At 44.1% G+C, this 24,835-nt stretch carries 21 protein-coding genes; 6 read left to right on the forward strand and 15 right to left on the reverse strand.

The annotated features are described in order from the left end of the window. Positions 1 to 22: 22 nt before the first annotated feature. Both H6G03_RS24970 and H6G03_RS24975 read right to left on the reverse strand, forming a co-directional pair. Positions 23 to 346 carry a hypothetical protein gene (locus tag H6G03_RS24970; RefSeq protein ID WP_190470221.1) on the reverse strand — a complete coding sequence of 108 codons (324 nt, stop codon included), beginning with the start codon at positions 344 to 346 and terminating at the stop codon, positions 23 to 25. A gap of 11 nt (positions 347 to 357) precedes the next feature. Beyond that, positions 358 to 831, reverse strand: coding sequence for a hypothetical protein (locus H6G03_RS24975; RefSeq protein WP_190470224.1), 474 nt, complete (start codon positions 829 to 831; stop codon positions 358 to 360). Between the two features lie 225 nt (positions 832 to 1,056). Here H6G03_RS24975 and H6G03_RS24980 point away from each other — a divergent pair, with 225 nt between their 5' ends. Continuing rightward, the gene (locus H6G03_RS24980; protein WP_190470227.1) at positions 1,057 to 1,878 is read left to right on the forward strand and encodes a pentapeptide repeat-containing protein; all 822 of its coding nucleotides are present in this window, start codon (positions 1,057 to 1,059) and stop codon (positions 1,876 to 1,878) included. A 292-nt stretch (positions 1,879 to 2,170) separates the two neighbouring features. Here the strand turns inward: H6G03_RS24980 and H6G03_RS24985 are convergent, their stop codons facing one another. Both H6G03_RS24985 and H6G03_RS24990 read right to left on the reverse strand, forming a co-directional pair. Beyond that, entirely contained in the window at positions 2,171 to 4,555 is a 2,385-nt protein-coding gene (locus tag H6G03_RS24985; RefSeq protein WP_190470230.1) for a galactose oxidase-like domain-containing protein, read from the reverse strand. Positions 4,556 to 4,757: 202 nt separating this feature from the next. Then, complete coding sequence (locus tag H6G03_RS24990; protein ID WP_322111969.1) at positions 4,758 to 5,849, reverse strand: potassium channel family protein; 1,092 nt, start codon at positions 5,847 to 5,849, stop codon at positions 4,758 to 4,760. 90 nt (positions 5,850 to 5,939) lie between these two features. Here H6G03_RS24990 and H6G03_RS24995 point away from each other — a divergent pair, with 90 nt between their 5' ends. Continuing rightward, positions 5,940 to 6,617: a potassium channel family protein gene (locus H6G03_RS24995; protein WP_190470234.1), complete on the forward strand. Its 678-nt coding sequence runs from the start codon at positions 5,940 to 5,942 to the stop codon at positions 6,615 to 6,617. On the opposite strand, the gene H6G03_RS25000 is transcribed toward H6G03_RS24995, so the two are convergent. After that, positions 6,614 to 8,263: a cation:proton antiporter gene (locus H6G03_RS25000; RefSeq protein WP_190470237.1), complete on the reverse strand. Its 1,650-nt coding sequence runs from the start codon at positions 8,261 to 8,263 to the stop codon at positions 6,614 to 6,616. The genes H6G03_RS24995 and H6G03_RS25000 overlap by 4 nt on opposite strands. A 115-nt stretch (positions 8,264 to 8,378) precedes the next feature. Between H6G03_RS25000 and H6G03_RS25005 the strand changes: the two genes are divergently transcribed. Then, complete coding sequence (locus H6G03_RS25005; protein WP_190470241.1) at positions 8,379 to 9,659, forward strand: acetylornithine/succinylornithine family transaminase; 1,281 nt, start codon at positions 8,379 to 8,381, stop codon at positions 9,657 to 9,659. A gap of 276 nt (positions 9,660 to 9,935) precedes the next feature. Here the strand turns inward: H6G03_RS25005 and H6G03_RS38975 are convergent, their stop codons facing one another. The 3 genes from H6G03_RS38975 to ruvC all read right to left on the reverse strand — a co-directional run bounded on the left by H6G03_RS38975 (position 9,936) and on the right by ruvC (position 11,377). After that, positions 9,936 to 10,067: a hypothetical protein gene (locus tag H6G03_RS38975; RefSeq protein WP_255512280.1), complete on the reverse strand. Its 132-nt coding sequence runs from the start codon at positions 10,065 to 10,067 to the stop codon at positions 9,936 to 9,938. Further along, a complete protein-coding gene (locus tag H6G03_RS25010) occupies positions 10,067 to 10,432 on the reverse strand; it encodes a response regulator (protein ID WP_190470245.1) in 366 nt (121 codons plus the stop codon). The genes H6G03_RS38975 and H6G03_RS25010 overlap by 1 nt, the downstream gene beginning before the upstream one ends. A gap of 459 nt (positions 10,433 to 10,891) precedes the next feature. Further along, positions 10,892 to 11,377, reverse strand: coding sequence for a crossover junction endodeoxyribonuclease RuvC (ruvC, locus tag H6G03_RS25015; RefSeq protein WP_190470247.1), 486 nt, complete (start codon positions 11,375 to 11,377; stop codon positions 10,892 to 10,894). A 201-nt stretch (positions 11,378 to 11,578) separates the two neighbouring features. On the opposite strand from ruvC, the gene H6G03_RS25020 reads away from it, so the two are divergent. Together H6G03_RS25020 and tsaE are read left to right on the forward strand one after the other, a co-directional pair. Beyond that, positions 11,579 to 12,967, forward strand: coding sequence for a gluconeogenesis factor YvcK family protein (locus H6G03_RS25020; RefSeq protein WP_190470249.1), 1,389 nt, complete (start codon positions 11,579 to 11,581; stop codon positions 12,965 to 12,967). 14 nt (positions 12,968 to 12,981) lie between these two features. Continuing rightward, complete coding sequence (tsaE, locus tag H6G03_RS25025; RefSeq protein WP_190470252.1) at positions 12,982 to 13,461, forward strand: tRNA (adenosine(37)-N6)-threonylcarbamoyltransferase complex ATPase subunit type 1 TsaE; 480 nt, start codon at positions 12,982 to 12,984, stop codon at positions 13,459 to 13,461. A gap of 15 nt (positions 13,462 to 13,476) precedes the next feature. Here tsaE and H6G03_RS25030 read toward each other — a convergent pair whose 3' ends face one another. The 3 genes from H6G03_RS25030 to H6G03_RS38980 form a co-directional block, all read right to left on the reverse strand. Next, positions 13,477 to 14,505 carry a DUF6745 domain-containing protein gene (locus H6G03_RS25030; RefSeq protein ID WP_190470255.1) on the reverse strand — a complete coding sequence of 343 codons (1,029 nt, stop codon included), beginning with the start codon at positions 14,503 to 14,505 and terminating at the stop codon, positions 13,477 to 13,479. Positions 14,506 to 14,906: 401 nt separating this feature from the next. Then, on the reverse strand, positions 14,907 to 16,235 hold the full coding sequence (locus tag H6G03_RS25035; protein ID WP_190470258.1) for a dihydroorotase: 1,329 nt from the start codon (positions 16,233 to 16,235) through the stop codon (positions 14,907 to 14,909). A gap of 32 nt (positions 16,236 to 16,267) precedes the next feature. Further along, on the reverse strand, positions 16,268 to 16,393 hold the full coding sequence (locus H6G03_RS38980) for a hypothetical protein (RefSeq protein ID WP_255512281.1): 126 nt from the start codon (positions 16,391 to 16,393) through the stop codon (positions 16,268 to 16,270). A 106-nt stretch (positions 16,394 to 16,499) separates the two neighbouring features. Between H6G03_RS38980 and lepB the strand changes: the two genes are divergently transcribed. Then, on the forward strand, positions 16,500 to 17,099 hold the full coding sequence (lepB, locus tag H6G03_RS25040; protein ID WP_190470278.1) for a signal peptidase I: 600 nt from the start codon (positions 16,500 to 16,502) through the stop codon (positions 17,097 to 17,099). 82 nt (positions 17,100 to 17,181) lie between these two features. On the opposite strand, the gene H6G03_RS25045 is transcribed toward lepB, so the two are convergent. From H6G03_RS25045 to H6G03_RS25060, 4 genes are all read right to left on the reverse strand, one after another. Further along, positions 17,182 to 18,459, reverse strand: coding sequence for a dihydroorotase (locus H6G03_RS25045; protein WP_190470260.1), 1,278 nt, complete (start codon positions 18,457 to 18,459; stop codon positions 17,182 to 17,184). 183 nt (positions 18,460 to 18,642) lie between these two features. After that, positions 18,643 to 20,010 carry a histidine phosphatase family protein gene (locus tag H6G03_RS25050; protein WP_190470281.1) on the reverse strand — a complete coding sequence of 456 codons (1,368 nt, stop codon included), beginning with the start codon at positions 20,008 to 20,010 and terminating at the stop codon, positions 18,643 to 18,645. Between the two features lie 458 nt (positions 20,011 to 20,468). Beyond that, positions 20,469 to 21,890, reverse strand: coding sequence for a sugar porter family MFS transporter (locus H6G03_RS25055; protein WP_190470263.1), 1,422 nt, complete (start codon positions 21,888 to 21,890; stop codon positions 20,469 to 20,471). 557 nt (positions 21,891 to 22,447) lie between these two features. Then, positions 22,448 to 24,610, reverse strand: coding sequence for a hypothetical protein (locus H6G03_RS25060; RefSeq protein ID WP_190470266.1), 2,163 nt, complete (start codon positions 24,608 to 24,610; stop codon positions 22,448 to 22,450). Positions 24,611 to 24,835 lie beyond the last annotated feature (225 nt).

Genomic DNA, 24,835 nt, shown 5'->3' on the forward strand with positions numbered 1-24,835 from the left:
TAAGCTCCTCTAATGACTATCTTTATTTTACATCTATAAAACTGATTAAAATACAAATCAAAATTACCCAAACTATAACAGGTAGTAATAAATGCCATTGAATTAATACTGTGATTATACCTGATATAGTAACAGCAGATCTTACAGCTAGAATAGTTTCCTTTGGATTTGCATAACCATGTTTCATTTTGATTTGTGCCTTAGCAGTCTGCAAAGGTAAGTTGGGTAATATCGGTGTATTTTTAGGTAGGTTTTTGTGTAGGAAAGATGCAACCCATGTTATAATTTTTTGAGCAGGCCAAACTAAAACTATCAGCCAAATAAAAGCAAATAAGAAATCCATCATAATTTATTGAATTAGTTTCTATTAAATCTCGCTATCATACGTTTTAAAAATTTTAATATAGGACTTTTTTTCCATTTAAACAAACTTATCAAAACTTTCAATATAGGACTTTTTTCCCATTTGAATAAGCCAATCAAAAAATTCCCGCTTATTTTACTGAAGGTTTTATTGTTAAGAAATTTTAACTTTTCCTCGCTGACACTAGATACTTTTCTTTGGTTTATGTCATAAATTTTCTTTTCAACTGCATTTTTATATCTATCAAATAAACTGTAGATGTAAATTTCGGTTACTTCCTCAGAATAATTTCTTTGTGAACTTAAAGCATCCACAACACTCTGACCTGTAATTTTAGCGTCTATAACAATTTCTTTTAACTGTGCCTGTGAAAGTAAACCTTCAGCAAATAGTTTCTCAAGTCGTGCTTGAACCTGTACTTGGTACTCATTTAAATCCCGTCTGATTCGGGCTGCCAAGTCTTCCATACTTTTTTGCATAATGTTCAAGAGTACGTAAAAACTGCTTTTGATACACCATAGCGACTCAGTATCAACTTTGACAGTGAGAAAAAGTAATAAAAAAGTAATAAAAAAGTAATAATAACTGAACGATTGCAGTATAGTATAATGCCGGATGGGTATCCTAACTCTAAGACGTTCCGCTATGCCCTGCACAAATCTTAACAATATACTACTGAGGGGCTCTGACAAATGACCGCTGACGAAGCACTAGAGATTGTTGAAACTGCCTTAGACTACCAACACTTAAACAAAGTTCAAGAGCTAGTGTTTCGTCAATCGTGGGAAGGACAGTCTTATGTAGAAATTGCTAAAAGCACAGGATATGAACCTGATTATATCAAAGATGCTGGTGCTAAACTTTGGAAATTACTATCAAAGGTATTAGGGGAGAAGGTTAAAAAAGATAATATTAAATCAGTATTGAAACGATATTTACGGCGAAATCAAGTTAATTTGCATCGAACTCAGGTGATTGGAGTAAACTTCAGCGGCGGAACTTTAACTGAAGCAAATTTAAGTGGAGTAACCCTATTTGCAAGCTTAGGTAAGGCAGACTTGTGTCAAGCAGATGTACACAAAACAATAATACCTGATGATAACACTAAATCTGACAAAGAAGAACATAACCAAGAAATCCAATCTAACTCACCAGAAAAAATCTATTACTGGAACAATTTATCCCTTCGTTCCCCCGAACAAGTTAAAATAGCAGAAGCGCTCGATCGCGCTAACGTCATCTTTATTACTAACACCAAAGTTCGGCTGACAAGTACTAAAGGGAAAGAAAACAAAGAAGCTGATTTTCTAATTTTTTACCAAGGTAAATCGGGTATTCTGGTAATCACTCGCACACTATCCCAGCAAGATGGAGGGGGTTTTCGGGAGTGCGATCGCATTTTCCAATCTCACGGTATTTCCATTATCCAATATTACGATGCTATCAGATGCAGGGAATCACCCGATCGAGTTGTACAGGAATTTTTGGAAATATTGGTTGATACAGCAATTTAGCTATCTGATTCGCTCGAAAATAGATTATCAAGATCGCGATAGCCATACAAGACTTTTTGGAAATGTTACAGCGCTTTGCGCTGTTATGAGGTACAGTAGCAATTAGTAAACCAATTTATTACAAATCGCTACAGAATATTTAGTGTACCTCACTACAGCGCAAAGCGCTGTAAGTAAGACCAAACCCAGAAACCCGGTTTCTTCAAGAAACCGGGTTTCTTTCCTACAGTTTCTTCAAGAAATCGGCTTTCTTTCCTACAGTTTCTTCAAGAAACCGGTTTTTTTTCCTACACTAAATTAACTGAACCCATTTCGCTACAGATGGCACTCCACTGCGCTCGGTAATAAACAACATATACCAACCCGGTGGTGCTAAATTCGGTTCACTGGTAACGCTAACTTTCAGTGTTGCAGCATCGTTGAGATTAAATTCTAAATCAACCAGTCTTTGTCCGGCATTGAAAGAATGGGTAGTTGCACCGGGATTAATTAAACTTACCCATTTAATCTGTTCGGCTTGCGGTGTTTTTATTTCAATGTTTTCGCCATAAATTATTTTTTGAGGTACGCTTTCAATCAGGGGTCGCCCTCCTTTAAATAGGTAAGGGGGATAATACATTTCCAAGCGCAGTTCATCATCAGTTCGTACTGGATTTGACCCGGCTGTAATCACTCTGCCATCAGGTAAAAGCAGTGCGATCGAATGATATAATCGCTGCACTCTTCCCATCGCACTTAAAGTCCAAGTATTCGCAACAGGATCGTAAATTTCTGCTTCTAAAGTAGCTTGTTCTCGCGATTCATCTACGCGACTGCCACCGCAGACCAAAACAGTGCGATCGGGCAACAATACAGCATTCAAGTGCATCCGAGGAAAAGTCAGAGGCGCTGCTGCTTGATAAGTTGGATTCGCCACAGTCAAATTGGCAATATTTACCCGATTATTTGCTTCCAAAGTATGATGCCCCGTACCATCAAAAGCACCACCACCCATCAGCATTACCCGTTGTTCTTGTGCGGGCGGTAACATCACGCTGGCAGCTTGATTGCGGTGATCTTTTTCTTCGTGATCGATTAAACCAGGCACTTCTACTTCTGTGATAGGTTGTGCCGGATTCGTTGGTAAAGTTAACAACCGTGGTGTCACGCCATTATTAACGCCATATTGACCGCCAGAATAAAAAATCCTGCCATCGCGTAGTAGGAAAAGGTGTGCGTACATCGGCAAAGCACTGGTATTTTTAAAGGCAGTCCAACTATTCGTTTTTGGTGAATAAATTTCTGGCACTACATTCAGCTTGCCATCTTCCCCTTGTCCGGAAACAGCCAAAACTCGACCGTCGCCCAGCGTTACCAAAGTTGGATACCAACGACCGCCTTGCATTTGCGGTACGGGTTTCCATTTCTCAGCAAAGATATCAAAAATATAAGCATCTCTCAAACCAAAAAATGGATGTCCGAAGTCATATTCTTTCGTCCCACCTGCCACCAAAAGGGAACCATCTGCCAGAAAAGAATGACCGGCACAAAACAAGTCTGCCGGAGTTGGGGGAGTAAAAAAAGTACCCTTTTCATAATCCCAGACAACACTGCTAAAATTAGCTTTAGCATTGGCAGGATTGTTACCGGAACCCGCAAAGAACAATACTTTATTAGTAGGCAAAACGGTGGCGTGAACTGCCAGAACTTGCGAGTTGTAAGGTAACAATCGCCAAATGCCTTTGCTTGCAGCTTTGTCCAAGTCAATATTCAAATCTAGAACTTGGTAATATCCTTGATTTAATTGTGGCGGATTATCGATTAGGAATACAATTAATTCAGGTTTTCCCTTACCTTTTAGGTCTGCAACTGCAATTCCTGCACCCTGATTTTCCCAATAAGGTAATTTAATTGGCGTCCAAGGACTCCAACCATCGGTAACATTACCAGCAGCGTCAAGATTCCAACCGATTTGATAAAATCCCTGATTAACACCGGGCGGATTATCGATTTGAAATACGATTAATTCCGGTCGTCCATTGCCGTCGAGGTCTGCAACTGCAATCCCTACGCCTTGATTTTCCCAAGAAAACCAATCAACTGCAATCCAATCACTCCATCCGCCTGTAACAATGCCATTTTTATCTAGCTTTTTACCAATGCGATAAAGTCCCCGGTTTTTCTGAGGAGGATTGTCAATTTGGAAGACAATTAATTCTGGTCTTCCGTCGTTATCTAAGTCTGCAACTGCGATACTGGCATCTTGATTTTCCCAGGATTCCCAACCGGGAATTTCTATCCAATTACTCCATCCACCCGTGACAATGCCATTTTTATCCAGCTTTTTACCAATGCGATAAAGTCCTCGATTCGCACCGGGCGGATTATCAACTTGAAAAACGATTAATTCCGGTTGTCCGTCGTTATCCAGGTCTGCAACTGCAATACCCGCGCCTTGATTTTCCCAAGCACCCCAATCGGGAATTTCTATCCAGTCACTCCATCCGCCTGTGACGATGCCGTTTTCATCGAGTTTCCGTCCAATCCGATAAAAACCTCGATTTGCACCGGGAGGATTGTCGATTTGCAAGATAATTAAATCGGGTCTTCCATCATTATCTATATCTACTACTGCGATATCTGCACCTTGGTTTTCCCAGGAGAACCAATTTGGGATTGGTAATAATTCGGTTGCCATGATTTTGTGAATATTTGCACTCACTTAAATAAGCTAAATATAACACTTTTGTTTACTAATATTCGTAGCCGAAGTTACCAATTTTTATAAACAAATAAGCTCGCGCATTGAAGGCGATAGACACAGGTAATTTTGTGCGAAAACTAATCATTTGGCACACTAAGTACAGAAGAGCCCTAATTACCCAGTATTCAAAACCAAATTACTGGCTATGTTTGGGCAATCGCAATTTTTTAGAAGTAATAGGACTTAAAACTTGGTTAAGAACGCGCAGTTGTTCGGCAGTACCCATACAAATCATCGCATCCCCCGGCAATAAAAGGGTTTCCCCAGTTGGCCCACCGATGAGGGTGCCATCGACGCGACGAATGGCGAGAACTAAAGCACCTGATTGCGATCGCAATCTCGCCTCCCTTAAACTCTGTCCCACGACCGGACAAACATTGGCATCGAGGCGAAATTCCTCCATATAAAAAGATCTGTCGCTACCGGTTAAAATGCCATCGACAAAATCCATTACTTGCGGTCTGAGTGCGGCAGCTGCCATGCGTTTACCGCCAGTAATATAAGGAGAAACTACCGCATCTGCACCGCCGCGCTGCAATTTTGTCACCGCTTCTTCCGTACTCGCACGTGCGATCGTTCTGACATTGGGATTAAGCGTTTTTGCCGAAAGAACTGTATAGAGATTTTCTGCATCGGAAGGAAGCGCCGCCACCAAACAAATTGCCCGTTCGATCCCGACTCTCACTAGAGTTTCATCCAGTGTGGCATCCCCTTGTATAGCAATGTAACCCATCTGCTGAGCCGCTTGCACGGATTGCGAATTGGAGTCAATTGTCACAAAAGGAATGCCTTCTGCCTCAAATTCTGAGGCAATCTGACGTCCGGTGCGTCCATATCCACAAATAATGTAGTGTTCTGTAAGGGATTCCACTAAACGCCGTTGTTGTTGTAGTCGTCTTCCTTCTTGAAAGTAACCTTGAATTAAAGCTTCTGTAAAGCGATTAACAATATAACCGATGCTAATCACACCCATCCCAATCAAAACGATCGTAAACAATCGTCCTCGATCGCCTAAAGGATTGATTTCGCCAAAGCCAACGGTAGCCAGGGTACTCACGGTCATGTAAGCCGAATCTAACCACCGCCACCCCTCAACAAAACGATACCATAATGTACCGCACAGAAACACAAGAGCGAGGGCGATCGCACCGACAATCAATTCTTGGCGAAGGCGTCGATACTTGCGCTCAATATCTGATTGAGAATCGAATGAAGGGCGTTGGCTCACGTAAGTAGCAGCTTTTTCTAAAGAGTTTGATAATACACAAAGGCAGCATAACAGATACTTAATTCAATCTAATAGTAAAGGAGATCGGGAATGTATGTATTAATTGGTGGAGCCGGACTGATCGGCATAAATTTGGCTCAAAGGTTAGTAGAACTGGGACACACGGTTGCCATAATTGATATAGATCCTAATGCTTGTCGCTACGCTCGCGAACAAGTGGGAGCAATGGCTTTTGAAGGTAGTGCCGTAAACACAGAAGTTCTTTTGGAAGCGGGAATTCGCAAAGCAGATTCTCTTGCTGCCGTATTGCGGAACGATGCCTTAAACTTGGCAATGGTTACGCTTGCCAAACACTACGGTGTTTCCCACATTATCAGCCGGATGCGCCACCGCGATTTTGAACAACCTTTGCGCTTAGCTGGGGCGCATCATGTTATCAGTACGATCGACTTAGCCGTTTCTACAATGGTGAATGCGATCGAATATCCCGAAGTCGAATCCATGATGCACTTCGAGCAAGGTCAAATCGAGGTTTTAAAGCTATCGATTCCACAAAAGTGCAACGTTGTCGGACGCAGTGTGGCTGAAATCGCTCAAGATACTCGTTTTCCTACAGGTTCTCTAATTATTGGTTATCAAGCACACCCGCATATGGATTTAGCAATTCCCAACGGCAGTACTGTGCTAGAATCTGGTTCAACCGTTTTGGTTGTCACCAAGCCAGGTTCGTTACATCAAATGATCGATTTTATGGAAGGTTGCCGTTAATCGTCTTCCAGTTTCAACAGTTGCTCGTCAATAGTTTGTATCCTACTTTGCACGATTTCTTCTGAAAGAATTCGTTTCCGCAATGCTTCGTTTAAAGCACCTTTTTCTGCCAATAACAAGCGCCGACGAATGGCATCGAATTTGATGAGATCCTTATTAGTAGCAGCCAACTCCTCCGGACGGCGATTGTATAAATCTCGCAGTGCCTTTTCTGCGGCTGCTACTTTTACTTGATAACTCGATCGCATTTCTTCATACACAGATTTTGGTAACACTCCCGCCTTCAATAAACTATCCAATTCATCTTGTGCTGCCTTCGCAGTCATGAGTTGAGCTTGCAATTCCTCAGTTTGCTGACGAAACTCGGAAAATCGAACTAATTGCAACCTTCGCACCAGCCAAGGCAAACTCAAACCTTGCCCTACCAAAGATAAAAGCACGCTACCGAATACTAAGGCAATTAAAGATTCTCTTCCTGGAATTGTAGAAGGCAAACTGAAGGCAAGCGCCATTGAAAGAGAACCTTTAATATTGCCCAAAAATAGAACGTGTTGCCAGCGCAGAGGAACGGGGCGATCGAACAAATGCACCCCAGCTAACAAGGGATAAACCGATACAAATCTCCCCACTTGGTAAGCCAAAATAGCGAGCAAAACTCCTGGCAAAGTTTGCCAAAGAGTAATCAAATCTATTTCTATACCAATAAGCAGAAAAATAAATGTATTGACACCAAAACCCGCATATTCCCAAAAGCTGAATAAAGTGATGCGACTGGAAGCGGAAACACTACCGGAAAGTCCGAAGTTTCCCACAATTAATCCGGCTACAACTACTGCCACAACACCGGATACGCCCACAACTTGTCCGATCTGAAAAGTTCCTAGCGCTACCGCAACTGTTAGTAAGATACTGCTGAGGGGATCGTCCAAACGTACAAATAAACCTACACTCAAATAACCCAAAGCTAATCCGACAAGACTGCCGCCGACAATTACCACAAATAAATCTTGTAGTCCCTCCAGAAAAGTTATCGATCCGGTTGAATGGACTTTCAAAATTAAACTGAAAAGAACGAGGGCTACACCATCGTTAAATAAACTTTCTCCTTCTACAATTGTGGATAGTCTGGAAGGTACGGATACTTCTTTAAAAACGGCAATTACCGACACCGTATCGGTAATGGCGAGGATCGTCCCTATCAGTAGCGCCGGTATCCAACCCAACCCCAGCCCCAGTTTTAACAATAGGGAAGTAACTCCAGCTGCGATCGCCACACCTGGCCCAGCTAAGAGGAGGATCGGTTTAATGGTGCTTCGCAGGCGGCTGATATCAGTGTTTATTGCCGACTCAAACAGCAAAATCGGTAAAAATAGATTCAAAATCAGCGAAGAATCCAATCCGACGCGACGTGGTAAGAACTCCGCGATTGCCAAACCTGCGAGAACCAAACCCGTGACATAGGGCAAACGAAACTGCCGAGATAGCAGCGCCACACCTGTGGCAACTAGCAGAAGAACGATCAGAACAATGACTAACTCTGCAAACCTTCCTTGATGTCCTTGGCCTGTAGAGTTTAAACTTGCTAGGATAAAGTGTTGCGGAAAGTACGATAATACTACTTTCTCTGAGAATACAATACCGTACATAAGGTTTAGGTTATTGAGATAAGCTGCTGTATTGAAATAGCAGTCCTACATTAATCTGCCTTAAAATTCCGTACCACAGCTTTTCAACAAAGCTCGAATATTAAGGATTGAGTCAGTGAGCATAGAAACTCTCGTTGAAAATCCCCACATACCCGCAGAATCAGCACCTGTACTGTCTGCCCCGTTTGACCGAGCCAGTTTTGATGACTGCGTGATGACAACTTACGGGCGATTCCCCCTAGCGCTGGAGAAGGGAGAAGGTTGTCGCGTTTGGGATACCGAAGGGCGCGAATATCTGGACTTTGTGGCGGGAATTGCCACTTGCACTTTGGGACACGCCCACCCAGCTTTAGTGGAAACGGTAACTCGTCAAATCCAGACGCTGCACCACGTTTCCAATCTGTACTATATTCCCGTACAGGGTCAGCTGGCGCAATGGCTAGTGGAACATTCCTGTGCCGATCGCGTATTTTTCTGCAACTCTGGGGCAGAAGCAAATGAAGGGGCGATCAAATTGGCTCGCAAATACGCCCATACGGTCTTAAAAATCACCAATCCGGTAATTTTGACGGCGCACGCCAGTTTCCACGGACGCACGTTGGCGACGATTACAGCCACGGGTCAGCCGAAGTACCAAAAGAACTTCGATCCGTTGATGCCGGGATTTCACTATGTACCTTATAACGATATTGAAGGGCTCAAGAATGCGATCGTCGATATCGATACAGGCGATCGCAGGGTTTGTGCTATTCTCCTGGAAGCATTACAGGGAGAAGGCGGCGTCCGTCCCGGAGATGTGGAATACTTCCAGCAGGTACGCGAAATTTGCGATGAAAACGGCATTTTGCTGATTCTCGACGAAGTGCAAGTAGGTATGGGTCGCAGTGGCAAGTTCTGGGGATACGAAAATTTAGGGATCGAACCTGATATTTTCACCAGCGCCAAAGGATTAGGTGGCGGTATTCCGATCGGTGCTACTTTGTGTAAGCAATTCTGCGCTGTTTTCCAACCTGGGGATCACGCCAGCACCTACGGTGGCAATCCTTTTGCCTGTGCGGCTGCCCTTACTGTTTGTCAAACTTTAGAAAGGGAGAATATTCTCCAAAATGTGCAGGATAGGGGCGAACAATTGCGGACTGGATTGAGAGCGATCGCCTCTAAGTATCCTAACCATATTGTCGAAGTGCGCGGTTGGGGTTTAATTAACGGTATGGAGCTGAAAGCAGATATCGAACTAACTTCAGCTGATGTAGTAAAAGCTGCAATGGCTGAAGGTTTATTGCTCGTTCCCGCCGGCCCTAAAGTCCTCAGATTTGTACCACCTTTGATCGTCTCCGCTGCGGAAGTCGATCGAGCTTTACAAGCAGTAGAAAAAGCTTTGGCTGCTCTAGTATAAGTCAGTTGACCTCTCCCCCAACCCCTTCCCTGCAAAGTCAAAAGTCAAAAGTCAAAAATGAGAGGGAGAGGGAGGAGGGAAAGGGAAAAGGGAAAAGTCGAACTATTAATTCTCTCACTCCCCCGCTCCGGGCAGACACATGAGTCTGCCCCTACCCCCCTGCTCTCCCTCTTCCCTAGACCTAGCTTAGGCTAAAACTCGGCTAATAGTTTTTAATAATTCTTGGGTAGTATAAGGCTTCGCTAAAAACGTTTTAACTCCCAGCTTTTCAACCGATTATACCATTGTGCTGTAACCCAGTCCGCTACAAGCAATAATCTTGACAGAAGAGTTAATTTTTTGTAGTTGGGCAAAGCTTATATCGATCAGTTCAGTTAATGCGTCTTGTTGTTGTTCTGTAAGTAACATTACGAACCTCTTTCCAGTACTGCATTGACAATTTCCAGTACATGAGCAGCAACAAATGGTTTATTGATAAAGGCACGCGCCCCTACTTGCTTAACCGTTTTCTGGGTGAAAGTCTGAAGATCGGCACTGGCTACTATCACCTGCGCTGACCTATCCAAGGAGATTAATTTTTCCAGTACCTCTGTTCCTGTCATACCGGCCATGACCAGATCGAGCGTTACTAAGTCGGGGTGTTCGAGAAAATAAAGCTCGATCGCTGCTATCCCGTCAGATGCCTCAATAATTTGATGTCCCTCTAGTTCTAGTATGGCTTTTAGTATCCGACGGGATAAGCTTGAATCATCCACAATTAGGATTTTAGCCATTACAATACCTCTAAAATTGCTGCGGTCCTTTGATTGCAGCGGCAACAATAACATCAATTACTACTATATTACGGTTAGATTGAGAGAAGTTTACATATTATCTGTGGCAAAAAATGACTTTATTGATAAGGTTGCTCAATCCAGCCAAACCAGATTCCTATTAATTTTGTGTTTTTAAAGAAGTTTTGACTTATTTCAAGTATTTTTGCTTATATTGTATTTTTGTAAATAAAACTTATGTTTGTGTTCATTTAAACTACAGGAGCAAACCTATGCCCTATTTTTTGGATTTTAAATTTTATATTTTGGATTTGTGAAAATATTGCTAACTTAGCAATGAAGAATTTTAAAATATGGCAAATTTATAACCAAAGGATATGATGTGTCTATAAATAGAAGATTGCGGTTTTTTGCGAAAAAGGAGCAATTAGTGCCTTAAAAATCTTCTCACGCAGGAGTTTAAGCAGCCCGATCGAACCATGCAGTTAAGGCTACTGCCAGAGCGTCCGCTGCATCGTCCGGTTTGGGAATATAATCTAAATTTAACTCCCGCGCCACAGACTGCTGCACGTCATACTTATCCGCATTGCCCATGCCGGTAAGCGCCTGTTTTATTTGTGCTGGCGTAAACTCTACTATCGGTAGTTTATGCTGAGCTAAGACTAACATCAGTACACCTCGCGCTTGGGCTACAGCAATCGTATTTCCCATGCGATAAAAAAATAGTTTTTCGATCGCCACCAGATCCGGTTGCCACTGCTGTATTAATGTATGCAAATCTTCATAAATTATGTTGAGTCGTTCTCCGATGTCTAGATCGGATGAAGTTTTTATGACTCCAAAGTCTAGCAGGGTCGCGGGAGTTTGCTCTAGCTTTGGGCAAATAATGGCCCCAAATCCAACTACTGCCAGCCCTGGGTCTAATCCCAAAATTCGCTGCTCCATAAGAAAATCTCACCCAGATATCGCTCTGTGCAACATGAATCTTATGGCATACAAGCTTAGGGTTGATCGATCGCCAATAACTCTGGTAACAAATACCTAGTTGAACATACTGCTTAAGTGGAGATATTAGCTCGATAACCTAAAAACTTCTATTATACACTTGTCTGACGAACCTTTTTGAATACCTCGCCCAAATCATCTATGTCCCTCAGTTTATTCAAACAAGCCCTTCTTGTCCTGTCCCACGAGTCACGAAGTCGCACTCCCCAGCGAGTCAATACATGGTTCAAATGGTTGGCTCCTGGATTGTTGGTGAAACGCTGGTTGCTTTTGAGTGCAGGCGGTGTCTTGCTCACCAGTCTGGGGTTGGCCATCTGGGTAAAGCTAACTCCCATTTATCGCCTCATTCAGCTGATCAACGACATCTTAGAAAAGGTTGCTTCCTTCTTTCCCAGCTATATCAGCGGCCCGCTCGTAGTAGCGTTCGGTATCCTGTTTATTCTGTGGGGACATACTCGCAGTTTCAATGCTATTACGGAAGTTCTCAAACCAGCAGGAGATGAAGAACTGATTGATATGCTGCTAGCCCATCGCCGCCTCAATCGCGGCCCGAAAATTGTGGCGATCGGCGGCGGTACGGGTCTTTCTACTTTGCTGAGAGGTTTAAAAACTTACAGCGCCAATCTTACAGCGGTTGTGACGGTGGCGGATGATGGCGGTTCTTCTGGGCGTTTGCGGCGGGAAATTGGCGTGCTGCCACCAGGGGATATTCGCAATTGTTTGGCGGCGCTAGCAGATGAGGAAAAGTTATTGACGGAGTTGTTTCAATATCGCTTTCGCGCTGGGGATGGTTTGGTCGGTCACAGTTTTGGTAATCTGTTCCTGACGGCGATGAGCGAAGTTACTGGAGATTTGGAACGAGCGATCGCTGCCAGTTCCAAAGTTTTGGCGATCAGAGGACGGGTGCTACCGGCGACGCTTAGCGATGTCCGTTTGTGGGCTGAGTTAGCAGACGGACGCTGCATTGAGGGAGAATCTAAGATTACGGAAGCTAAAGGAAATATTGTCAAAATTGGTTGTATTCCCGCCAATCCTCCCGCTTTGCCGAAAGCTTTGCAGGCAATTCGCGAAGCGGATTACATTATTATTGGCCCAGGTAGCCTCTACACCAGCGTGATTTCTAATTTGTTGGTGCCGGAAATTGCAGAAGCGATCGCAGAACGACAAGTTCCCAGCATCTACGTTTGCAATATCATGACTCAGCCTGGAGAAACTCAAGGATACACCGTTTCCGACCACATCCGAGCCATTGACGAAGCCTGCGGGAAGCGATTGTTTAATGCCGTATTGGTGCAGCGGAAATCACCGTCGGCTAACGCTCTGATTCGCTACGCACAAGAAAATTCTCATCCTGTTTTCCTCGATCGCGAGGCAGTCGAACAGTTGGGGCGTAGAATTGTGTTGGCGAATGTGATGGATGAGGATAAAAATACGGCTTTGGTGCGCCATAATTCTCAGAGGCTAGCGCGGGTGTTGCTGCGCTGGTACAGTCGCGCTCAATCCCAACCAGTTGGCGATTTTAAATTTTAGGTTTTCGATCGAAAATGGTGATAGAACCGCAGGCAATTCGTCTTTCTGATGCTGATGCGACGCGATCGTTGGGTCGCGCTTTGGGTCAGTCTCTACAAGCTGGTAGCGTAATTTTACTGGAAGGAGATTTAGGTGCTGGCAAAACTACTTTAGTTCAAGGTATAGGTGAAGGATTGGGCATACTAGATGCGATCGTCAGCCCTACTTTTACATTGGTGAATGAGTACCCAGAAGGAAGATTGCCTTTGTATCATTTGGATTTATACCGTTTGTCAGCGGCAGAAGTCGATTCTTTGCACCCGGAAACTTTTTGGGAAGGGGTCGAAGTGCCTTTGGGAATTGTGGCGATCGAATGGTCGGAACGATTGCCATACAAGCCGCCTAGCTACCTGCATCTTGCTCTTGCTTATCGGGAAGATGGCAGTCGTCAAGCTAACATTACATCGTTCGGTGAATTTAACTTAAATCTTCTCACATTACCAACCATTAGTTAATTGCTGTTCTAGGGATTAGGTTTGTATTGAAAATTCTTCTGGATCTGTTCCCCAATTTACCCAACAAATTGCTTCTCTTGCAGATTTTAGAGCGGGCGGTACTCGCAAAACGTGGATGTATCCTGTGCTAGGACAAGTCATTTTCAGCAATCGAATTGGTTCAAGATCAGCATCCTCATCAACTTTTAGTAGAGAATATTCCTGCCAAGAATCTATTTCAACCGCGTAAAGTTCTTTGCAGATTCGTGGGTAACCAATCCCTTGAATCAACGCTCGACGAAGCTCTACGTTCTTTTCATCTAACAGCCAATCCGCCTTCCACTGGTTAGGATGAATTTTTCTATATTTGAAAGGCAATCTCACACCACGATAAGCATACACCTGGAAGCCATCAACAAATTCAATGGCAGGGCTTCCTTCTGCATGAAGCTGGTTTGCTGAGTCGAAAGATAAGATTCTAGGGCGATCGCAAACTACGCAAATCTTTTCATAAGGAAAAATCCAACCGCATTCAGAAACTAGCAAATGAAATGCCAACCACATTTTTCCATCGCAAGGTAATTTGAGGATAGAGAAGTTGAAATCAAAATAACTACCATAATAAGTCCATGTTTCAAATGGAATACATTCGCTAAAAAACTGTTTTCGTAATTTTATTGGAATTTGCTCTTTTAGTTGCAGTAAAATTTGATTTCGCCGTTCATTTCCAATTTGATCCCACAACGATCTAAGCTCATCACCTATCACAGACCATACTTGATTTGAAAGTGAACTTAATCCCGGAAATCTCAATTTATGTTTGATGTCTCCCAGCTTGCGTTTCAGCCCTTTTCTTAATTCATGGGTGACTATTTCTAAAGCTGCATAAGGACTCTGGGCAAAAATAATTTCAGGTTCTTCTTCATCAATTACTTCATAAGTTAGTTTGACTGCTTCAGCAGCTTTTTGACGGTCAATTGGTTCGGTAGAAAGCGCGATCGATCTCCATTTCTCCCGATAAAGGGGAATTTGTGCTTCTTGTTCGGGAGTCAGTTTCTCAATCATTCTGGGTCTAGAGGGTTTATGGTGGAAAATGTTTGTATATGTTATGGATAGGTGGGATATGGTGGGTTAAGGCATGGGAAGTTAATTATTGGTTGAAAGTGTTGAAATTATCGCCCGTGCCTAACCCACCCTACAATTAAATAAGTTTTTATAAATAAATTTAATATTCCCCTATATTTACACAATTCGTGGTATTCTTAAATAATGGAAATCTGCTTGCAAAAAATATTACAGGCTAGTTCTTCCTCATCAAAATTAGTATATCACAAAAAAATGTAAGAGTCAAGAGAAATACCTCTTTATTCTCAATCCCGATCCAAAGAGGAAGATTAACCCAAAACTCGCTAACATAACCCCTTTTTTTATTAAAAATCTGTGCAATCGCGACTTCGGTCGTCACATTAACCAAATGTCAAAGCTTTCCCGCGCACATCGGTGTACAGCTTACCTTTTTCGTAAACAACTTGACCGCCGACAATCGTAAAAACTGGCCATCCAGTCAAATTCCATCCCTCAAAAGGACTCCAACCGCATTTAGTTAACAATTCCTCGCGCAAAACAGGGCGATAATTATCCAAATCTACTAATACCAAATCGGCATCGTAACCGGGAGCGATCGCACCTTTTTTAGGAATCTTATACGCCTTCGCCACAGCAGTAGACATCCAGTTAGAAACTTGTGCAACAGTACACCTTCCCTGCATCGCTTGAGTTAGCATAATCGGCAAAGAAGTTTCCACACCAGGCATTCCAGAAGGCGTATTCGGATAACCTTGAGCTTTTTCTTCTAAAGTGTGCGGCGCGTGGTCTGTAGCGATAAAATCAATAACGCCATCGAGTAGCGCTTGCCAAAGAACTTCGTTATCGCGGTGCGATCGCAACGGTGGATTCATCTGCGCTAATGTGCCTATTTTTGCATAAGCATCCGTATTCAGAACCAAATGTTGCGGGGTTACCTCAGCAGTTACCCAACTTGGTTTATCCTGACGCAGCAATTCTGCTTCTTCACCAGTTGACATATGTAAAATATGCAACCGTCGCTGATATTTTTTAGACAAACGCAGCGCCAACTGAGTAGCATTGAGAGCAGCTTGATTATCCTGAATTTGGGAATGAATGGCAGGATCGGTAATACCGGCAAATTCCTGGCGTCGTCGATTAATGCGGTCTTGGTCTTCGGCGTGAACGGTGATGAGTCTTTCCCCTTTAGCAAATATAGCTTCCAGCCACTCTTCGCGATCGACCAACAACGCGCCGTGCATCGATCCCATAAAAATTTTAATACCGCAAGTCGGGTTAGCCTCAAGCAAATCAGGCAAGTTTTCTGCCGTTGCGCCCATAAAAAAGCCATAATTGACTAGGCACTTCTGGGCAGCCCGTCGTAACTTATCATCCAGATTCGCTTGCGTTGTCGTTAGAGGACGAGTATTGGGCATTTCCAAGAACCCTGTCACCCCGCCTTTGGCGCAGGCGCAACTGGCAGTAAACAAATCTTCCTTATGTTCCAGTCCCGGTTCCCGAAAGTGTACTTGGGGGTCAATTACCCCAGGCAACAAGGTCAAACCATCGGCGTCGATTTCCTTATCTCCCGTTTCTTTGGCAGTATCTAGAATTGTGGATGCAACCTCAACAATTTCGTCGCCACAGATTTTTACATCTCCTACCATAAATTCACCACTCGGTAAGAGAATTCTGGCACGACGGATAAATAAGGATGGATGGGAAGACATGGTAAACAAAGTAAGGGGGAGTTTCAGTACAATTATCGCTCGCGATCGCCGCTCTGAAAATAGCGATAAACATATAATGTATGGGGAAAGCCGGATTGCTCTCCAAGCAAACAATTCTCGACTTGCTTAAATTCGATCGAAGAAGTTGAGAGTGGCATCTTTGCTAATTATGCCAAAGTAGATTGTGGCAATACAGTTTAACCTTTTCTCCTCAACCACTTGACTAATTTGGTAATCTATATTATATCCAGTGATTAAATGCCTATGACTCGCGTGCAGGATCAAGCTTCTGATAAAAATCCGCAATCAACATCCGAAAATCCTTTGTTGGAAGGAGTCAAAACCATTGGCTTAAGCGTCATATTGGCTTTGGGGATTCGGACTTTCGTCGCGGAAGCTCGTTACATTCCCTCTGGGTCAATGCTGCCAACCCTACAAATCAACGATCGCTTAATAGTCGATAAGTTAAGTTACCACTTCCAAACTCCGCAGCGGGGAGATATTGTGGTATTTTCACCCACAGACACGCTCAAGCAACAAAATTTCAAAGATGCTTTCATCAAGCGCGTGATCGGTCTACCGGGTGAAAAGGTGGCTGTTAAGGGGGGAAGAGTTTACATCAATAATAAACCCCTACAGGAAAAATATATTGAAGATGCGCCAGACTACCAATACGGCCCAGTGACGGTACCAGGCGACTCCTACCTGGTTTTGGGCGATAACCGCAATAATAGCTACGATAGCCACTACTGGGGTTTTGTGCCTCGCGATCGCATCATCGGTAGGGCTGTAGTTCGCTTCTGGCCCCTCAATCGCTTAGGAGAATTAGACCCAGAACCACTTTATCCTGCTGCTGGCAAATAGGAGTGGGGGAGTGGGGGAGTGGGGGAGTAGGAGAATAAATCTTTTCCCTTTTCCCTTTTCCCTCTTCCCTCTTCCCTAGCCCCTAGCCCCTAACCCCTACAATGACTCGACCAATCAAATCTTGGCCCAGCCAAGGCGTGTTGTAGGAAAGAGACTTAAGATTTTGCTTTTGCACTTTCCAGGTTAACTGTGGATCGAATAGAATTACCTCAGCTGGCTGACCGGGAGCGATCGCAGCTGGGATTTGCTTGAGACAAACAGCTGGCTGAGTACTCAAAACTCGCCACAACTCCAACGCAGACCATTCGCCAGTTTCCACCAAATTTTGCCAAAGCAGAGGCAAAGCCAATTCTAAACCGATCGCACCTGGAGGCGCTTCCCCAAACGCCACCGTTTTCTCTTCGTAACTGTAGGGTGTGTGGTCAATTGCGATCGCATCGATGATTCCCTGCTGCACTCCTCGCTTCAAGGCAGCGCGATCGGCTGGACTACCCAAAGGCGGTGACAATCGCAGTGATGTATTATAACTGCTAATAGCTTCTGTGTCAAGCAAAAGGTGCATCCAAGTAGTGCTGGCCGTAATCGGTAAACCCCGCACCTTCGCTTCCCAAATCAACTGCACGCTGCGCCCAGTGGAAACGCGCATGATATGAACAGGAGTACCAACAGCTTCCACGACTTCCAGCAAAGCGGCGAGGGCGGCTGTTTCGGAGATAGAGGGATTTCCCGGTAAGCCTAAGCGAATCGAATTTATGCCTTCGCGCATCACCCCGTTCCCCGCCAACTCGCGGTATTCCGGCCAAAGAGCGATCGGCTTGCTCAGAGTTTTGAGGTATTCTAACAAACGGCGCACCAAAGCCAAGTTTTGCAGCGGTTGACCGTCGGTAAAACCGACAATACCAGAGTCAGCCAATTCTGCCAATTCCGTCATTTGCTGTCCCTGCACCCCCAAAGTGATCGCACCCCAGAAGTAGAGTGGGGGAGGAACTGATAACTTGTCGGTGATATCGCCTGCTAATCTCTGCAAACGTGCTAAACCTGCGGGATTATCCAGCGGCGGTGTCGTATTTGGTAGAATAGCGACGCGGGTAAAGCCGCCCGATCGAGCTGCTTGGATCAGAGATGGGAGGGTTTCTCGTTCTTCAAAACCGGGTTCTCCTGAGTGGCTGTATAAATCCACCAATCCGGGGCCTAAAACCAGTCCGCGACAATCACGCACCGATGTTTTGGATGGTAACTTAGAGATGTTTTCTTCCACAGCCTCGATCGTACCGTTGGCAATCAAAACATCGGCAATTTGATCGGTTCCGGAGACTGGATCTATGACTCGTACTTGTTGCAGCAATTCGCTATTGGTCATTGGCGATCGGTCAAACAATTTTGGATTTTAGATTTTAGATTTTAGATTTTCTCTATTTAGATTTTCTCCATGTCTGAAGCCAAAAATTTGTTTTTTAATCCAAAATCCAAAATCTAAAATCTAAAATTGGCTTTGAATTGGTCAAAAGAACAAACGAAAACTAACTAATGACCAATAGGAAATTTACAATGCTCCTGCTGCGGTTTTGTCGAGGACACCTCCACCCAAGTGAGTAGTGATATTCATGCTTTGCAGCACGGCATAACCGTCTGCACCTTGCGGATAGTCAATCACACTCACAGCGCAGTTACCTTGTTTAAAATTCCAGAAATGTTCTGGCTGCAAATCGAATAAATGGCAGAGAATAGCTTTGTTAATAGCATCGTGAGCTACTACTAAAATTGTTTTAGACTCTTTGCTATATTTAAGTACGATCGACTGCCAAGCTGCGATCGCTCTTGACCAAACCTGTTGCAAGTTTTCCCCTTCCGGCATTTGCACGATTTCGGGCGTTTCCTGCCACTGTTTTAGCAGACCTGGAAACTCTTGTTCGATTTCTGCCTCAAATTTTCCTTCCCAAAGTCCGTGACCGATTTCGCTTAAATCAGCAAGCAATTCCAGTTCTGTATTGGGATGATATTCTAAAATAATCTCAGCCGTTTCCTTGGGACGCAGCATCGGACTGCTAATAGCATTGTCTATCTGCACATCCTTGAGAAATTCCGCCGCCGCAGAAGATTGTTTTCTGCCATTATCGTTCAGCGGCACATCAATTTGCCCCTGAAACTTCTTCTGACGGTTCCACTCAGTTTCGCCATGACGCACTAACAGCAGACGCGGGCCCTGATGACCGGGACGAGGTTTTGGCAGCGGATCTCCCAGATGGTCGATCAAATTCATCGATTCCATCTGAACAGTTCCCCCGCCAATTTTACCTTCGATTGGCACAGAATCGGTATCGGGAAAATTCAAAACATTGATACCGCAGTTAGACTGCTGGATGGAGTGATAGCGAGAGGGTGGAATGCCGAGTGCTGTGCTAATCAAAGCACGATTAATACCGTTATGAGCTACTATGAGAATCGTTTTTCCCACATGGCGAGGCAAAACTTCCTGCCAAAATTGCTTAGCTTGCTCGTATAAAGCTAAAACAGGAAAATGTTCTCTAGTTCCTGCGGCTGTTGACAGCAGCATTCGCAGTTCGTGCGGTCGTTCTTTCCAGCACCGATAATCTTCGGAAAACTTTTCCTTTACCTCATCTTTGTGCAAGCGTTCCCACAAAGGCAGATCGATTTCCATTAATTTATCTGCCACCTGCAACTTCGGAGGATTTGGCAAATAGGATTGTACGATTTCTGCCGTTTCTTTTGCTCTTTGCAGGGGACTGCTGTAAATAGCATCAAAGGTAAGGCCCATAAGAGCAGGGGCAATCTGACGAGCGGTAGCACGCCCCGTTTCCGTCAATACCGATTCGTCGATACGGCCTTGGATGCGCTGTTGTTGATTATAGGTGCTTTGCCCGTGGCGGACAAGGATTACGCGGGTAGTCAGGGTTTTATCCTCCGCAAAGGTAGGGGACTGGGATGGTGAAGAAGGATCAGGAAGATTTTAACCTTTCTGGGGTACGCTGGGGCTACCCGACCCCCAACCACCTCCCCGTCTACAGAGAGGGGGAGCGCTGGTGTGCGATCGCACTTATTTATCGCAGTTAAGACCATGCCTAAAAGTGTACCCCACCTCAAATTTCTGCTCTCCCATATTTATAAGGGTAATAATATTTTATTTAACCGTAGGGTGTGTTAGGCACGGGCGAGAAATTGAGTATAGCAACCAATAATTAAATTGCCTGACAGTTAACTCGCATAATTCATCATGAACATTCTGTCGATCGCGATCGGTAGGTTACGGCACGGGAACTAAATTATTGGTTGAATGTAGGGGCGGGGTGACCCCGCCTCTACTTATCGCCAGTGCCTAACCAAGCCTACGATTAGATAAGTTTGCACGATCTACATCTCTTCTAATTCCTTGCCTTTCGTTTCCCTAATAAAAAAGACGACGAAAAAGATGGAAATCGCTGCCGATATCGTATACAAACCGTAGGCAGAACCTAACCCGAAGAATTGGAGTAGGGGAGGAAATGTCGTGGAAACGATAAAATTAGCAATCCACTGTATGGAAGCAGCGAGAGAAAGAGCAATTGCTCGAATCTGGTTATTAAAGATTTCTCCCAACAACACCCAGACGATCGGCCCCCAAGAACAACCGAAGAAAACTACGTAGAGATTGGCTGCTAAAAGCGCAATTATTCCAGAAGAACCTGTTAACGTGGGGTTGCCGGTGACAGGATCGATCGCAGCATTGCCAAAGATCAGCGCGAGCGTTCCTAGAGTAACGGTCATGCCGATCGAACCTAACAGAAGCAGAGGTTTGCGACCGAATTTGTCTACAGTAGAGATGGCAATAAAAGTTGTCAAAATATTGACAACACCTGTGATGACTGTAATCAAGAGCGAATCTCTTTCGGAAAATCCAACCGCTCGCCACAAAATACTGCTGTAGTAAAAGATAACGTTAATGCCAACGAATTGCTGGAGAATAGATAGACCCATTCCTATCCAGACGATCGGCAACAGTCCACCCCGTCTGCTGAGAATATCAGAAAATTTAGGTTTGTGTTCCCGATTAACCGTTTGGCGGATTTCTTCAACTTTTGCCTCAACATTACCCCCCAAAATCTTAGCGAGAACGTTAGCTGCTTCTCGGTCTCGACCTTGAGCCACTAAATACCGAGGCGATTCAGGTATCATCAAAGCCGCGACCCCGTAAAGGATTGCTGGCGGAATTTCCGACCAAAACATCCAGCGCCAAGCTGTGAATCCAAACCAAAATTCTCCCTCAGCAGATCCTCCTGCTCCCAAAGCAATAAAGTAGTCAGATAGCAGTGCGATGAAAATGCCTACAACGATCGCTAATTGTTGCAGAGAACCGAGTCTTCCTCGTAAATTAGCGGGAGCAACTTCTGCAATGTAAGCAGGTGCAATCACACTGGCTATCCCAACTCCCACTCCACCCAATCCGCGCCAAAAGATGAAGTCCCAAATCCCAAAAGGTATCCCAGAACCAATGGCGCTGAGCGTGAACATCACCGAAGCAATTATCATAGCTTTAATGCGCCCTTGTCGATCGGCGATCGGGCCTGCGATAAAAGCTCCCAGCGCAGACCCCAGCAACGCAGAGGAAACTGCCAGACCGATCATCCCACTGCTAGCGCCGAACGTTTTTTGCAATGCTGCGACAGCACCATTAATCACGGCAGTATCAAAACCGAATAAAAAACCGCCCAGTGCAGCAGCACAAGCAATTAAAATGATGCGAGATATATTCGGTCGATCGGCAATATACGAGGTGTTTGGAGAAGATGATTTCATAGCACAGCTCTTACACTCCTAAATTTGTGCAGGAAGTTCCCGTATTAAGTTTGTTGCCTTCAATGACTAGAGGTAGAGCAGGCGACACGATCGGTTAATACCATTTTGGATGCCAGAATTATACCTGGCGAAAGTTATACCAGCACTTAGTTTCAGCAATTCCAATCTGGTATAAATAACACAAATGGTATAAGGGCGGATTTTCCGGTCTGCCCTACAGGTTCTATAGTTGAATGCTCTTAACTCATAACCATAATAATAATGACTTATCAAGCGCATCAGGCATAGGGAATAGAATATTGGATAGAAATCCCATGCCTCTTATCCGCAAGTTAGTTTAAGATTTCTTAAGACAATCCCGTTTAAAAAACGGGATTGTCTTGTTTACGGACGTCCTCTTGTAAACTTTCGGCTTTGTCTACAACATCCTGCCTCTGAGAAGTCTTGTTAAAGCACTGCTGTTTTGTAGAGGCCCAATCTGCCTTTGGCCAAGGCGCTCTTGTAAACAAAAGTTAAATGCAGAAACACCTGACCTGAGTAGCCAGATGCTTCCTCATTTATACAGTCGTAATCTCAATATTGTCCACAAGAGCAGCCGTATCGTATTTTGAGTCTCCGCGATCGAAAGTTCTCATCGCCAACTCTACTGTTTGACCTCTAAAAGGAGTTAAGTCGTAAGTAACCGTTTTAAATCCGCCAAGATCGTATACAGTTTCATCTCCTCCAAAGAAATCAATCCCTTCTATTCGTTCCCAATTTGATGTATTGACTCTCTCTTTAGCGATTCTTGTGCCATTGAAGATAATCTCGAATTGGTCATCGAACTCGGTATCAACAAATTCGCTTGGTTCTTCAGAAATGACGTTGTAATTGATAATAATATCTTTGGCGTTTTGCCGAACGAAGAACTTTTGAGATATGCTGCTTTGGCTATTGTTCACCGAACCCAATCCGGTGCTGATAATAGCCATTTCGTTACCGTCAGTAGGTGAAAGTGGCCCCAAAGCTGTAATTGTACGAGTATCTCCCTTTGTTATCCAACCTAGCAATTCATCTTCCTCAAACGAACCATTCTTCAGTTCGGCAACAGAGAGGGAGGCGTCATCCGAACCGATTAGTTCAAACAGTGCTGGATCTCTATCTTTTTCTCGATCGACATTAATTCCGGGAATTTCACTTACAGTTTTACCTTCCACAAGTGCATCAAACATATCGATGCCGTGAGATTCGGCGAAACTAGATAGAACCACATCTGAATATCCCACAAAAGCTGCTGCGCCTTCACTCAGAAATGCCTGCGCTAAGGTTGGGTTTTTCGTGCTGTCGCAAGCACCTACATAAACAATTGAATCTGGCAAATTTTTTGAGTATTTGGTTATAAATGAAGGTGCGATCAAAAGTTCATTCCCAGATGTCGATGGAGTCAAACTTACACCCAAAACCAGCCTACCTGCCTTGAGGTCTGCACCGTACTTTTCGAGATATTCTTCTGAGTTGGATGAACTAATTTGCTCGCCCGAACTGATGATGACTTGACCGTTACGAACTCCTCCGTGTGTGGAAATGGCGATCGCGCCATATCTTTCCAGGTTCTTAAAATCTTCTACCGTTACATCATCGTTGTATTCATCTTTAACATCAAAGCCTGCATCGTTAAGGATTGAAGCAATGTTATTACCCTCGTCATAGGGTTCAAATTGGAAAGCATAGGGGGAAAGTACCAGTATTTGACTGGAACTATTCAATTTATTCCCATTAGCTTGACTAATTCGATCGCGAAAATAAACAGCGCTTTGATTAGCAGAGATTTGTGAAGAAATGCTGCGCTGTCCTTGATAGTTTAGTTGGTTTGTATCGAGTACAACTAAAACATCATCTTTGGTTTTCCAACCAAGTCCGTCGTTAGCAACTTCAATACTTCCTGGTTTTACTTCACTTGGATTCGCTTCCAGAAATGCTTTGATTTCCTCTATTGCTTGTTGTTCGCTGCGTCCGAAATTTAAAGCATTTTGGAATTTCTGACCTACTTGTGCGTTGAAGTTAATTGTTTGCTCAAATGCCTCTTCACTAATGGGATTCAAGATTTCTATCTGAGTAGGTTGGGTTGTTCGATCGCTTCCCGGAATTGCCGCAAAATAAGTTTTTTGACCGGGACTGGTAGGTGCGAGTGTAAACCTATTAGTAAAAACGCCGTCTTTGGCGATATCATCGCCTTTTTCAACATCACCTTTATCGAACAATTTGCCAAGTAAATTGGTGTTGCCGTTGCTGTCAGTTTCAAAAAGTTGAATTTCATCTACAGAACGAGGATTGGCAATTTTGGCGCTGAAGGTGACTTCGGTCGTTTTACCCGCAAACAAACTATCTTTACTTACTTTGAGTTCGCTTGCAAAGGTCGGTACGCCTGTGGGTGCTACGGGAAGCCGACCTTCCGCAAAACCGAACTCCATGTAGTGTTCAAAAGCACTGCGGAACAAACCTGCTGTAACGGCTGCCTTGACATCTGGATTGGCGTCGAGATAAAACTGACTGTTAAAGCGATCGCTGGGATTGCGCCCCTCAAATAAACCAAAAGTGGCAAAGTGTTGCATCGCAGTGGCGAAGGAACCGTCTGCGATCGCTTTTGCTACATCTGGATTCCTCTCCAGATAAAACTTCGTGTTAAAAAAAGCACTCGGATCGCGCTGTTCGTATTGACCGCGCCGATCGAAGTGCTTCAAGGGATAGTCAACTTTACCGCTGCTAAGTTCTGCTGCTACGTCTAGGTTCCTATCTAGATAAAACTCGTTATTAAACAGCAGACTGGGGTTGCGTCTCTCCCGTCGGCCAAAGTCATTGTAAGTAGTCGGACAAAAGTAATCGACACTGTATGAACTTTTGTTAAGGCACTTGCAGGAGTGCGATCGCTACCCACGGATAGTACAAATGTATTGTAAAAATTGACA

Source organism: Aerosakkonema funiforme FACHB-1375 (assembly GCF_014696265.1).
GTDB classification, from domain to species: domain Bacteria; phylum Cyanobacteriota; class Cyanobacteriia; order Cyanobacteriales; family Aerosakkonemataceae; genus Aerosakkonema; species Aerosakkonema funiforme_A.